10 protein-coding genes and 1 pseudogene are annotated in these 13,565 nt (G+C 67.2%); all 11 read left to right on the top strand.

Annotated elements, in window-relative coordinates; genetic code table 11:
- Positions 1-14 precede the first annotated feature (14 nt).
- The 11 genes and pseudogenes from QMX85_RS15700 (at position 15) to trpE (ending at position 13,553) form a co-directional block, all read left to right on the top strand.
- Positions 15-1,124 (top strand): ABC transporter ATP-binding protein, encoded by a 1,110-nt coding sequence (locus QMX85_RS15700; RefSeq protein ID WP_282342384.1) that lies wholly within the window; start codon positions 15-17, stop codon positions 1,122-1,124.
- A gap of 50 nt (positions 1,125-1,174) precedes the next feature.
- A complete protein-coding gene (locus QMX85_RS15705; protein ID WP_282342387.1) occupies positions 1,175-2,206 on the top strand; it encodes an ABC transporter substrate-binding protein in 1,032 nt (343 codons plus the stop codon).
- 153 nt (positions 2,207-2,359) lie between these two features.
- Positions 2,360-3,607 (top strand): ABC transporter permease, encoded by a 1,248-nt coding sequence (locus QMX85_RS15710; RefSeq protein ID WP_282342389.1) that lies wholly within the window; start codon positions 2,360-2,362, stop codon positions 3,605-3,607.
- Positions 3,608-3,617: 10 nt separating this feature from the next.
- Entirely contained in the window at positions 3,618-4,445 is an 828-nt protein-coding gene (locus QMX85_RS15715; RefSeq protein ID WP_282342391.1) for an ABC transporter permease, read from the top strand.
- 143 nt (positions 4,446-4,588) lie between these two features.
- Complete coding sequence (locus QMX85_RS15720) at positions 4,589-5,959, top strand: sigma 54-interacting transcriptional regulator (protein ID WP_282342393.1); 1,371 nt, start codon at positions 4,589-4,591, stop codon at positions 5,957-5,959.
- Between the two features lie 167 nt (positions 5,960-6,126).
- Positions 6,127-7,275: an iron-containing alcohol dehydrogenase gene (locus QMX85_RS15725; protein ID WP_282342395.1), complete on the top strand. Its 1,149-nt coding sequence runs from the start codon at positions 6,127-6,129 to the stop codon at positions 7,273-7,275.
- A 78-nt stretch (positions 7,276-7,353) separates the two neighbouring features.
- The gene (locus QMX85_RS15730) at positions 7,354-8,796 is read left to right on the top strand and encodes a hypothetical protein (protein ID WP_282342396.1); all 1,443 of its coding nucleotides are present in this window, start codon (positions 7,354-7,356) and stop codon (positions 8,794-8,796) included.
- Between the two features lie 14 nt (positions 8,797-8,810).
- On the top strand, positions 8,811-10,265 hold the full coding sequence (gene gabD / locus QMX85_RS15735) for an NADP-dependent succinate-semialdehyde dehydrogenase (RefSeq protein ID WP_282342431.1): 1,455 nt from the start codon (positions 8,811-8,813) through the stop codon (positions 10,263-10,265).
- Between the two features lie 241 nt (positions 10,266-10,506).
- On the top strand, positions 10,507-11,181 hold the full coding sequence (gene rpe, locus QMX85_RS15740; RefSeq protein WP_273234208.1) for a ribulose-phosphate 3-epimerase: 675 nt from the start codon (positions 10,507-10,509) through the stop codon (positions 11,179-11,181).
- Positions 11,178-11,998: pseudogene (locus tag QMX85_RS15745) on the top strand (phosphoglycolate phosphatase). Before rpe ends, QMX85_RS15745 begins: the two are co-directional and overlap by 4 nt.
- Before the next feature lie 67 nt (positions 11,999-12,065).
- On the top strand, positions 12,066-13,553 hold the full coding sequence (gene trpE / locus QMX85_RS15750) for an anthranilate synthase component I (protein WP_282342397.1): 1,488 nt from the start codon (positions 12,066-12,068) through the stop codon (positions 13,551-13,553).
- Positions 13,554-13,565 lie beyond the last annotated feature (12 nt).

Raw genomic sequence — 13,565 nt, forward strand, 5'->3', positions numbered from 1 at the left:
GAAGGGTGCGGTTCATGGCCGAGATTCAAGGCAGCGACACACTGGTCAGTTTTCGCGGTGTGCAGAAGAGTTACGACGGCGAGTCGCTGATCGTCAAAGACCTCAACCTGGACATTCGCAAAGGCGAATTCCTCACCCTGCTCGGGCCGTCCGGCTCCGGCAAGACCACCAGCCTGATGATGCTGGCCGGCTTCGAGACGCCCACCAACGGCGAGATCCTCCTCGCCGGGCGCAGCCTGAACAACGTGCCGCCGCACAAGCGCGACATCGGCATGGTGTTCCAGAACTACGCGCTGTTCCCGCACATGACGGTGGCCGAGAACCTCGCGTTCCCGCTCTCGGTGCGCGGCATGAACCGCAGCGATGCCAGCGAGCGGGTCAAGCGCGCGCTGTCGATGGTGCAGCTCGACGCCTTCCGCCATCGCTACCCGGCGCAGCTCTCCGGCGGCCAGCAGCAGCGCGTGGCCCTGGCCCGAGCGCTGGTCTTCGAGCCGCAGCTGGTGCTGATGGACGAACCGCTCGGCGCGCTGGACAAACAGCTGCGCGAGCACATGCAGATGGAGATCAAGCACATCCACGAGCGCCTCGGCGTCACCGTGGTCTACGTGACCCACGACCAGGGCGAGGCGCTGACCATGTCCGACCGCGTGGCGGTGTTCCATCAGGGCGAGATCCAGCAGATCGCCCCGCCGCGCGAACTCTACGAATTCCCGCGCAACACCTTCGTCGCCAACTTCATCGGCGAGAACAACCGGCTCAACGGCAAGCTGCTCAGCCGCGAGGGCGATCGCTGCACCGTGGCCCTGGCACGCGGCGAGAAGGTCGAGGCGCTGGCGGTGAACGTCGGCGAGCCCGGCGAGCCGGTCACCCTGTCGATCCGCCCGGAGCGGGTTCGCCTGAACGGCACCAGCGAAAACTGCGCGAACCGCTTCTCCGGTCGCGTGGTGGAGTTCATCTATCTCGGCGATCACGTGCGCATCCGCCTGGAGGTCTGCGGCAACGCCGACTTCTTCGTCAAGCAGCCGATCGCCGAACTCGACCCGAGCCTGGCCGTGGGCGACGTGCTGCCGCTGGGCTGGCACGTCGAGCATGTCCGCGCCCTGGACCCGCTCGCCGCCGAGTAGCGGTGAGGCGTCACGTTTCATCCCACTAGCAGCTAGGAGAGAAGAAGAACATGTCCAACCGCCTGAAACTGACTGCCCTCGCCCTCGGCATGACCTGTGCGGCCCACGCGATGGCTACCGACCTCACGGTGATTTCCTTCGGCGGGGCGAACAAGGCCGCGCAGGAAAAAGCCTTCTACGCGCCCTACCAGAGCAGCTCCGGCAACAAGATCATCGCCGGCGAGTACAACGGCGAAATGGCCAAGGTGAAAGCCATGGTCGACACCAACAGCGTGTCTTGGAACCTGGTGGAAGTGGAGTCGCCGGAACTGGCCCGCGGCTGCGACGAGGGCCTCTTCGAGGAGCTCGATCCGGCGCAGTTCGGCAAGGCCGAAGACTTCGTTCCCGGCGCCATCCAGCCGTGCGGCGTGGGCTTCTTCGTCTGGTCCACGGTACTCGCCTACAACGCCGACAAGTTGAAGAGCGCGCCGACCGGCTGGGCGGATTTCTGGGATACCAAGAAATTCCCCGGCAAGCGCGGCCTGCGCAAGGGCGCCAAGTACACCCTGGAATTCGCCCTGATGGCCGATGGCGTCGCTCCGGCAGACGTCTACAAGGTGCTCGCCACCAAGGAAGGCCAGGACCGCGCCTTCAAGAAACTCGACGAGATCAAGTCGAGCATCCAGTGGTGGGAAGCCGGCGCCCAGCCGCCGCAATTCCTCGCCTCCGGCGACGTGGTGATGAGTTCCGCCTACAACGGCCGCATCGCTGCCGTGCAGAAGGAGAGCAACCTGCAGGTGGTGTGGACCGGCGGTATCTACGACTTCGACGCCTGGGCTATTCCGAAAGGCGCGAAGAACCAGGACGAAGCGGCCAAGTTCATCGCCTATTCGGTGCAGCCGGCGCAGCAGAAGACCTACTCGGAAAACATCGCCTACGGCCCGGCCAACACCCAGGCGGTGCCGCTGCTGGACAAGGCGCTGCTGAAGAACATGCCGACCACGCCTGAGAACATCAAGGATCAGGTCGCCATGGACGTCGCCTTCTGGGCCGACTTCGGCGAGCAACTGGAACAGCGCTTCAACGCCTGGGCCGCGAAGTAAGCGGCGAGTGCCTGCGTAGGATGGGTTGAGCGTGCGATACCCATCGTGGTGGCGGCACGGGTATCGCTGCGCCCGACCCATCCTGCAACTGCATTCCACGCCGGCGGTTAGCGCCGCCGGCGTCATTCATCGCGCAAACCCTGTGGAGTAACCATGGCCATCGCCGTACCCCTGACCGAGGCCACCGGGCCAACCCTGAAGCAGCGCCTGGCGCGTGCCGAGCGGATGAACCGCCTGAAATCCCAGGCGCTGATCCTGCCGCTGCTGATCTTTCTGCTGCTGACCTTCCTGGTGCCGATGGTCGCGCTGCTCTACCGCAGTCTGAACAACCCGGAAGTGGTTGGCGCATTGCCGCGCACCGTCGAGGCCATCGCCAGCTGGGACGGCAAGGCGCTGCCCGATGAGCCGGTTTACCAGGCGCTGGCCACCGACCTCGCCGAGGCGCGCAAGAACCAGACCATCGGCGATCTCTCCAAGCGTCTGAACATGGAGCTGGCCGGCTACCGCAGCCTGATGGCGAAGACCGCCCGCGCACTGCCGCTCAAGAGCGAGCCGGCCTCCTACAAGGACGCCCTCGAGGCGCTCGACGAGCGCTGGGGCGACCCGGCCTACTGGCAGGCGATCCGTCGCAACGCCAGCAGCCTGACCCCGTTCTACCTGCTCGCCGCGGTCGACCACCGCATCGACGACCTCGGCGAAGTGGCGCCGGCGACGCCGGACCAGGCGATCTACCTGGACATCTTCGCGCGGACCTTCTGGATGGGCGCGGTGATCACCGCGATCTGCCTGGCGCTGGCCTATCCGCTGGCGTACCTGCTGGCCAACCTGCCGACGCGCACCAGCAACCTGCTGATGATCCTCGTGCTGCTGCCGTTCTGGACCTCGATCCTGGTGCGCGTCGCCGCCTGGATCGTGCTGTTGCAGTCGGGCGGGCTGATCAACGGCGCGCTGCTCAAGCTGGGCCTGATCGATCAGCCGCTGCAACTGGTGTTCAACCGTACCGGCGTGTACATCGCCATGGTCCACATCATGCTGCCGTTCATGATCCTGCCGATCTACAGCGTGATGAAGGGCATCTCGCCGACCTACATGCGCGCGGCGATCTCGCTGGGCTGCCACCCGTTCGCCAGCTTCTGGCGGGTGTACTTCCCGCAGACGGTCGCCGGGATCGGCGCCGGCTGCCTGCTGGTGTTCATCCTGTCCATCGGCTACTACATCACCCCGGCGCTGCTCGGCAGCCCGAACGACCAGATGGTCAGCTACTTCGTCGCGTTCTTCACCAACAGCACCATCAACTGGGGCATGGCCACGGCGCTCGGCGGCCTGCTGCTGTTCGCCACGCTGATCCTGTACGTCGTCTACAGCTGGCTGGTCGGCGCCGGTCGCCTGCGCCTGGGCTGAGGAGAAAGAAATGCTGAGTCCCTACATGTCCCCCGTCGAGCGCGTCTGGTTCTACACCCTGCGCCTGCTCTGCGGCCTGGTGCTGTTGTTCCTGATCCTGCCGGTCCTGGTGATCATCCCGCTGTCGTTCAACGCCGGGACCTTCCTGGTCTATCCGCTGCAGGGCTTCTCGCTGCGCTGGTACGCCGATTTCTTCGGCTCCAGCGAGTGGATGCGCGCGCTCTCCAACAGCCTGATCGTGGCGCCGGCGGCGACCCTGCTGGCGATGCTCTTCGGCACCCTGGCGGCGATCGGCCTGACCCGCGGCGAGTTTCGCGGCAAGGCGCTGGTGATGAGCCTGCTGATCTCGCCGATGGTGGTGCCGGTGGTGATCGTTGGCGTCTCCAGCTACCTGTTCTTCGCCCCGCTCGGGCTGGGCAACAGCTACCTGTCGCTGATCCTGGTGCATGCGGTGCTCGGCGTGCCCTTCGTCATCATCACGGTGTCGGCAACCCTGCAGGGCTTCAACCACAACCTGGTGCGCGCCGCCGCCAGTCTCGGCGCCTCGCCGCTCACCGCATTCCGCCGGGTGACCCTGCCGCTGATCGCGCCGGGGGTGATCAGCGGCGCGCTGTTCGCCTTCGCCACCTCCTTCGACGAAGTGGTGGTGACGCTTTTCCTCGCCGGCCCCGAGCAGGCGACGCTGCCACGGCAGATGTTCAGCGGCATCCGCGAGAACCTCTCTCCGACCATCGCCGCGGCGGCGACTCTGCTGATCGGCTTCTCGGTGGTGCTGCTCCTGACGCTGGAATGGCTGCGCGGGCGCAGCGAGAAACTGCGCACGGCGGTCGCCGAGTAGCGCTTTGTGCTCGGTGCGCGCGGCGCACCTACGGCAGGCCCGCGGCGCAAGCGGGTAGGGCGCGCCGTGCGCACCGCGTGTCTACTGCTCGCTTCGGCCGGTACACTCTGCGGCTTTTCCGCCCGCCCGGCAGGAGAGGCCGCATGGACCTCAACGATCCCAGTTTCGAAGAGTTGCTCGACGCCCTGCACGACGGCGTCTACATCACCGACGCCGCCGGCACCACGCTGAAGATCAACCGTGCCTACCAGCGCCTGACCGGGCTGAGCAGCGATGAGCTGGTCGGCCGCAACATGCAGGATCTGGTGCGCGAGGGCGTGATCTCGCAATCCGCTTCCCTGCGCGTGCTCAAGGAAGGCAAGCCGTTCTCGGTGATGCAGAGCCTGGGCAACGGCAAGCAGCTGCTGGTCAGCGCCTCGCCGATCCTCGAGGCCGACCGGCGCATCCGCTACGTGGTCAGCGCGGTGCGCGACATGACCGAGCTGCTGCGCATGAAGCACGAGCGGGACGAGTTGCAGCAGCTCAAGCAGTTGCGCAGCAGCACCGCGCAGTTGCACGCCGGGCCGCGCGACGACCTGCTGCACTCGCCGCTGGTGGCCAGCCAGGAGGTCGCCGGCGCGGTTTTCGCGTTGGCGCGGCAGGTTGCCGCCAGTGACGTGAAAGTGCTGCTGCAGGGCGAGACCGGGGTCGGCAAGACGCTGGTCGCACAGTTCATCCACAACGCCAGCGCGCGCGCCGCCGAACCCTTCCTCTCGCTGAACTGCGGCGCGCTGCCCGAGCATCTGGTCGAGGCCGAACTGTTCGGCTACGCGCCCGGTGCCTTCACCGGCGCCTCGGCGAAGGGCAAGCGCGGCCTGCTGGAGCTGGCCAACGGCGGCACCCTGTTCCTCGACGAGATCGGCGACCTGCCGCTGGCGCTGCAGGTGAAGCTGCTCAAGGTGCTGGAAGAGAACCGCTTCATCCCGGTCGGCGGCCTGGAGCTGAAGGAAGTCGACGTGCGCGTGATCACCGCCACCCACCGCGACCTGCGGCGGATGGTGGCCGAGGGCGGCTTTCGCGCCGACCTGTTCTACCGGCTCAACGTGGTGCCCATCGGCATTCCGCCGCTGCGTGAGCGCCGCGAGGAAATCCGCCCGCTGCTCGACTATTACCTGGAGCACTTCAACGCACGGCACCGGCGCGAGCTGCAGTGGAGCCTGGAGGCGGTCGACCTGCTGCTCGATTACCCCTGGCCGGGAAACATCCGCGAGCTGATCAACGTCGTCGAGCGCCTGGTGGTGACCTGCTCCGGCGCGCGCATCGAAACCCTCGACCTGCCGGAGGAATGCCGCGCGGGGCTGCTGCCGGCCGAGGGCGCCGACCTCGACCTGCGGCGCATCGTCGAGCGCGCCGAGCGGCTGGCGATCCGCCAGGCGCTGCAGCGCCACAAGACCACCCGGCTGGCGGCCAAGGCGCTGGGCGTGAGCCAGGCGACGGTGGTGCAGAAGATGAAACGCTGGGAGCGCAGCGATTAGCTTTTCAATCAATGCCCGCTTCAGCGAGTAGAAAACCAATCATGTCCCTTCGTTCGCGAGGGGCTTGAGAGGGCCGCGCGCCAGGCGCAGCGCGGTCTGCGACAATCTGGCACAGCTTTGGCAATGGTCGGCGTCCACCTCCCATAACGAACAACAAGGTGAAGCCGATGACCATCGCCGCATTCAAGATCGCCAACAAGCTGCTGACCGGGCGCTCCGCCGTCGAGCAGCTGGATGCCGAACTGACCCGCCTGAACATCCACAACCCGCTGATCGTCACCGACGCCATCCTCGTGCAGTCGGGCACCGTCGACCAGGTGCTCAGCCAGCTCGGCGGGCGCCCCTACGGTCTCTTCGATCAGGTCAAGCCCGAGCCGGAAATCGCCATCGTCGAAGACTGCACCCAGGCCTATCGCCAGGGCGGCCACGACGGGCTGATCGGCGTCGGCGGCGGCAGCGCCATCGACATCGCCAAGAGCGTCGCCGCCTACGCCGGCCACGAGGGCAGGCTGGAAGAACTCTTCGGCGTCGACCAGGTGAAGCGCAAGGGCCCGCCGCTGATCGCCATCCCGACCACCGCAGGCACCGGCTCGGAAGTCACCAATGTGGCGATCCTTTCGGATAAGGAAGCGCAGCTGAAGAAGGGCATCGTCTCCGACTATCTGCTGCCCGACGTGGCGCTGGTCAGCCCGCTGATGACCCTGACCTGCCCGCGCGGCGTGACCGCGGCCAGCGGCGTCGATGCGCTGGTGCACGCGATCGAGTCCTACCTGTCGCTGAACGCCTCGCCGATCACCGATTCGCTGGCCATCGGCGCGATCAGGCTGATCGCCAAGTCGCTGCCCAAGGCCTACGCCAACCCCAACGACATCCAGGCCCGCGAAGACATGGCCACCGCCAGCCTGATGGCCGGGATGGCCTTCGGCAACGCCGGCGTCGGCGCGGTACACGCGCTGGCCTACCCGCTGGGTGGCCGCTTCAACATCGCCCACGGGGTGAGCAACGCGCTGCTGCTGCCCTACGTGATGGCCTGGAACAAGCTGGCCTGCGTCGAGCGCTTCCGTGACATCGCCGAAGCCATGGGCGAGCCGGTTGCCGGGCTGTCCGACCTCGACGCCGCCGAGCGCGCGGTGCAGGCGATGGCCGCGCTGTGCGCCGCGGTGGAGATTCCCAAGGGCATGCGCGCCTTCGGCGTACCCGAGGATGCGATCCCGCAGATGGCCGAAGAGGCCAGCAAGATCGACCGCCTGATGCGCAACAACCCGCGCAAGTTCAACGCCCGCGACATCGAGCAGATCTACCGCGCCGCCTACTGAGTCACGTGAAATCCGGCCGCCAGCGAGGGGCTGCCGCGCTGCACCGTCACCATCAATACCAATAAAAGGTGTTCCACCATGTCGCAAAACGAAGACCTGGGCGTCGAGGCGCCCTACATCCCGCTGGGCCTGTTCAAACTGCGCCTGCCGTTCATCCACTACCGTTTCGAGCTGCCGGACTACCTGCAGGGGCTGCTGATGTGCGCGGTCGACCTGGCCGCCATCCCGATGATGACCGAGTTCCTCGGCATGCCCTTCGAGGTGGCGCTGGCGGTGGTCATGCTCAACGGCCTGCTCTACCTGCTGCACCATCTGCTCGGCGATCCGGTGGTGCCGGGCTGGATCACGCCGGCGATCCCGCTGCTGATGACCTACTGCACGCAGTTCCCGGAGGGCCCGGAGCGCATCCACGCGCTGATTGCCTTCCAGCTGACGCTCGGGGCTTTTTCCATATTGCTCGGGGTGACGGGCTCGGCGCGCAAGGTCGTCGCGCTGGTGCCCTCGGCGCTCAAGGCCGGGATCATCATGGGCGCCGGCCTGTCCGCGGTGGTCGCGGTATTCAAGGAAGGTGGGCGCTTCGATAGCTTCCCCTGGACCATCTCGATCGCCATCGGCCTGGCCTTCTATCTGATCTTCTCGCAGCACTTCCAGCAACTGAAGAAGAGCAGCACCTTCTGGTGGAACTTCGCCAAGCTGGGGATCTTCCCGATCATCATCCTCGCCGTGCTGGTTGCGCCGCTGTTCGGCGAGGCGCCCTGGCCGAGCCTGCAGTGGGGCATCAGCAAGCCCGACTTCGCCACGCTGTGGAGCCAGTACACCGTATTCGGCCTCGGCATGCCGCCGCTGATGATGTTCGTCACCGCCATCCCGACGGTGCTGGCCGCCTACCTCGTGGTGTTCGGCGACGTGCTCGGCGCCCGGGCGATCCTTGCCGAGGCCGACCACGTGCGGCGTGACGAGAAGGTCGATTTCAACCCGAACCGTTCGCACCTGATCTTCGGCGGGCGCAACGCGCTGATGAGCATCCTTGGCCCGGACATCGCCATGTGCGGCCCGCAGTGGTCGGCGATGCAGGTGGTGATCACTGAGCGCTTCAAAGGCGGCGCCAAGGCGATGAAGTCGATCTACGGCGGCACCGGCTCGTTCCGCTGGGGCACCAACACCGGCCTGCTGCTGTTGCCAGTGGTGACCTTCGTGCAGCCGATTCTCGGTGTGGCGCTGGCGCTGACGCTGCTGATCCAGGGCTACGTCAGCGTGCGCCTGGGCATCATGGAGGCGCGTAGCCAGCGCGACCTGGGCATCGCCGGAGTGATCGGCGCGGTGCTGGCGATCAAGGGCGCCGGCTGGGCCTTCGCCATCGGCGTCGGTCTCTGCCTGCTGATCTACGGCGCGCGCTTCTTCAAGGGCGAGAACGACGGCACCTTCACCAAGGACCTGCCGGCGCCCGGCGAGCTGCCTTTCGACGACACTCCCGATCCGGCGGCGCCGACGCCGGCGCTGAGCCTGGAACCCAAGATTTAGGAACCGCTATGAGCATCGAACTGAACGACCCGGCCCTGCTGCGCCAGCAGGCCTACCTGAACGGCGAATGGTGCGAGGCCGACGCCGGCGAACGCACCGAAATCCTCAACCCGGCGGACGCCTCACCGGTGGGCGCGGTGCCGAACATGGGCGGCGCCGAAACCCGCCGTGCGATTCTCGCCGCCCAGGCCGCGCAACCGGCCTGGCGCAAGCTCACCGCCAAGGAGCGCTCGCTCAAGCTGCGCCGCTGGGGCGAGCTGATGCTGGAAAACCAGGAAGACCTGGCGCGCATCATGACCGCCGAGCAGGGCAAGCCGCTGAGCGAGGCGCGTGGCGAAGTGCTCTACGCCGCGTCCTTCCTCGAGTGGTTCGGCGAGGAAGCCAAGCGCGTCTACGGCGACACCATTCCCGGCCACCAGCCGGACAAGCGCATCATCGTCACCAAGGAGCCGGTGGGCGTCACCGCGGCGATCACGCCGTGGAACTTCCCGGCGGCGATGATCACCCGCAAGGTCGGCCCGGCGCTGGCCGCGGGCTGCGCGATGGTGCTCAAGCCGGCGCCGCAGACGCCGTTCAGCGCCCTGGCGCTGGCCGAGCTGGCGCAGCGCGCGGGCATTCCGGCCGGGCTGTTCAGCGTGATCACCGCCGATGCGCAGCGCTCGCGCGAGGTTGGCGCCGAGCTGTGCGCCAACCCGATCGTGCGCAAGCTGTCGTTCACCGGCTCCACCGGCGTCGGCATCAAGCTGATGGAGCAGTGCGCGCCGACCCTGAAGAAGCTCTCGCTGGAGCTGGGCGGCAACGCGCCCTTCATCGTCTTCGACGACGCCGATCTGGACGCGGCGGTCGAAGGGGCGATGATCTCCAAGTACCGCAACGCCGGGCAGACCTGCGTCTGCGCCAACCGCATCTACGTGCAGGCCGGCGTCTACGACGCCTTCGCCGAAAAACTGGCCGCCGCGGTTTCGCGCCTGGTGGTCGGCGACGGCACCCGCGAGGGCGTCACCACCGGTCCGCTGATCGACGCCAACGCGGTGGCCAAGGTGCAGCGCCATCTGGCCGATGCCACCGCCAAGGGCGCGCGGATACTGGCCGGCGGCAAGGCGCTGGGCGGCAACTTCTTCGAGCCGACCATCCTCACCGGCGTCACCGCGCAGATGGACGTGGCCCGCGAGGAAACCTTCGGCCCGCTGGCGCCGCTGTTCCGCTTCGATGACGAGGCCGACGTGGTACGCCAGGCCAACGACACCGAGTTCGGCCTGGCGGCGTACTTCTACGCCCGCGACCTGTCGCGCGTGTTCCGTGTCGCCGAGGCGCTGGAGTACGGCATGGTCGGGATCAACACCGGGCTGATCTCCACCGAGGTGGCGCCGTTCGGCGGCATGAAGTCCTCCGGCCTCGGCCGCGAAGGCTCCAGGTACGGCCTCGACGAGTACCTGGAGATCAAGTACCTCTGCCTGGGCGGTATCTGAAACGTCGGTCATGGTGCGCGGCGCATCCTACGCTCGTCCGTAGGTTTCGCCATGCGCACCGCGAGGTGGCGCACGATGTCTTGCGCTGCTTCCGCACCGAAGCCTGGGTATCGGTGCGCGCGGCGCACCCTACGTTGGAGTCTGCGCTCCGTATGGGGTGCCATGCGCACCACCGGCCTACGTCTGCCCGGGCGGAGCGGGTACAATGCGTGCCTTCCGTGACGAGCCCAGCAGGTGCCCCATGCAACCCTACGCCATCGCCCCGTCGATCCTTTCCGCCGACTTCGCCCGCCTGGGTGAAGACGTCGACAAGGTGCTCGCCGCCGGTGCCGACATCGTTCACTTCGATGTGATGGACAACCACTACGTGCCCAACCTGACCATCGGCCCGATGGTCTGCGCGGCGCTGCGTAAGTATGGCGTCACCGCGCCGATCGACGCGCACCTGATGGTCAAGCCGGTGGATCGCATCATCGGCGACTTCATCGAGGCCGGCGCCAGCTACATCACCTTCCACCCGGAAGCCTCCGAGCACGTCGACCGTTCGCTGCAGCTGATCAAGAGCGGTGGCGCCAAGGCCGGCCTGGTGTTCAACCCGGCGACTTCGCTGGACGCGCTGAAGTACGTGATGGACAAGGTCGACATGATCCTGCTGATGAGCGTGAACCCCGGCTTCGGCGGGCAGAAGTTCATCCCCGGCACGCTGAACAAGCTGCGTGAAGCACGCGCGCTGATCGATGCCAGCGGCCGCGACATCCGCCTGGAGATCGATGGCGGGGTGAACGTCGCCAACATCCGCGAGATCGCCGCCGCCGGAGCTGACACCTTCGTCGCCGGCTCGGCGATCTTCAGCCAGCCCGACTACAAGGCGGTGATCGACGCGATGCGCGCCGAGCTGGCCCAGGCCCGCGGATGAACGGACTGCAGCGGCTGTTCCCCGATGCGTTGCCGCGACTGGTGATGTTCGACCTCGACGGCACGCTGGTCGACTCGGTGCCCGACCTCGCCGCCGCGATCGACAGCATGCTGGCCCAGCTCGGCCGCGCGCCGGCAGGCGTCGAGCGGGTACGCGACTGGATCGGCAACGGCGCGCCGGTTCTGGTGCGCCGCGCCCTGGCCGGGCAGATGGATCACGCCGGCGTCGATGCCGGCGAGGCCGAGCAAGCGCTGGGACTGTTCATGCAGGCCTATGCCGGTGGCCACGCGCTGACCACCGTCTATCCCGGCGTGGCGCACACCCTGGCCTGGCTCAAGGCGCAGGGCGTGGCGCTGGCGGTGATCACCAACAAGCCCGAGCGCTTCGTCGAACCGTTGCTGGGTGAGCTCGGCCTGGGCGGGCATTTCCGCTGGATCGTCGGCGGCGACACGCTGCCCCGGCAGAAGCCCGACCCCGCCGGCCTGCTGCATGTGCTGCGCCTGGCCGAGGTCGAGCCGGCGCAGGCGCTGTTCGTCGGCGACTCGCGCAACGACATCCGTGCCGCGCGCGCGGCGGCGGTGAGCTGCGTCGGCCTGCGCTACGGCTACAACCACGGCGAGCCGATCGAGAACGAAAACCCGGACCTGGTGCTGGATGACCTGCGCGAACTGCTGCCGAGTTGATTCGCCCATGGCCCTGCGCTAACGTGGCCGCTCGTTTCAATCCCCCCGCCTTGCGAGATCAGAACGTGGTGGTCACCGGCAAACTCTGGATGAAAGTGATCAAGGCTCTGGCCCGTTGGCGCTGGCGCGCCTGATCCGTTCCGGCCGGTCCTTCCGGCGTTTGCTGCGACCTTCTTACCTAGTTTTGCCACGAGACTGATCATGACCCGCGAAGAATTCCTGCGTCTGGCCGCTGCCGGCTATAACCGCATTCCCCTGGCCTTCGAAACCCTGGCCGACTTCGACACGCCGCTGTCGCTGTACCTGAAGCTGGCCGATGCGCCGCACTCCTACCTGCTGGAGTCCGTGCAGGGCGGCGAGAAATGGGGCCGCTACTCGATCATCGGCCTGCCGTGCCGCACCGTGCTGCGCGCCCACGGCAACCAGGTCCGGGTCAGCAAGGACGACCGCGAGGTAGAGGCGCTGGAAAGCGACGACCCGCTGGCCTTCGTCGAGCAGTTCAAGGCGCGCTACCGGGTGCCGACGCTGCCCAACCTGCCGCGCTTCGACGGCGGCCTGGTCGGCTACTTCGGCTACGACAGCGTGCGCTACGTGGAGAAGAAACTCGCCCACTGCCCGAATCCCGACCCGCTGGGCACGCCGGACATCCTGCTGATGGTTTCCGACGCGGTGGTGGTGTTCGACAACCTGGCCGGCAAGCTGCACGCCATCGTGCTGGTCGATCCGGCCGAGGAGGGCGCCTACGAGAAGGGCCTGGAGCGCCTGAAGGTCCTGCGCGCCACGCTGCGCCAGCCGATCGCGCCGCGCCTGGGGCTGGACTTCAACGCCGCCGCCGGCAGCGAGCCGGCGTTCCGCTCCAGCTTCAGCCGCGACGACTACGAACGCGCGGTGGGCGCCATCAAGGACTACATCCTCGCCGGCGACTGCATGCAGGTGGTGATCTCGCAGCGCATGTCGATCCCGTTCAAGGCCGCGCCGATCGACCTGTACCGCGCGCTGCGCTGCTTCAACCCGACCCCGTACATGTACTTCTTCAACTTCGGCGACTTCCACGTGGTGGGCAGTTCGCCGGAGGTGCTGGTGCGTGTCGAGGACGGCCTGGTCACCGTGCGCCCGATCGCCGGCACCCGCCCGCGCGGCGCCAACGAGGAAGCGGACCTCGCGCTGGAGAAAGACCTGCTCTCCGACGCCAAGGAAGTCGCCGAGCACCTGATGCTCATCGACCTCGGCCGCAACGACGTCGGCCGCGTTTCTGACACCGGCACGGTGAAGGTCACCGAGAAGATGGTGATCGAGCGCTACTCCAACGTCATGCACATCGTCTCCAACGTCACCGGCCAGCTGAAGAGCGGCATGAGCGCGATGGACGCGTTGCGCGCCATCCTCCCGGCCGGCACCCTGTCCGGCGCGCCCAAGGTGCGCGCCATGCAGATCATCGACGAGCTGGAGCCGGTCAAGCGTGGCGTCTACGGCGGCGCGGTAGGCTACCTGGCGTGGAACGGCAACATGGACACCGCCATCGCCATCCGTACCGCGGTGATCAAGGACGGCGAGCTGCACGTGCAGGCCGGCGCCGGGATCGTCGCCGACTCGGTGCCGGCACTGGAATGGGAGGAGACGCTGAACAAGCGCCGCGCCATGTTCCGCGCCGTCGCCCTGGCCGAACAAAGCGTCGACGACGGCGTCTGATCCGGAGAAGGG

This window comes from Pseudomonas sp. PS02288, from assembly GCF_029959715.1.
In the GTDB taxonomy this organism is placed as follows: Bacteria; Pseudomonadota; Gammaproteobacteria; order Pseudomonadales; family Pseudomonadaceae; genus Pseudomonas_O; species Pseudomonas_O kuykendallii.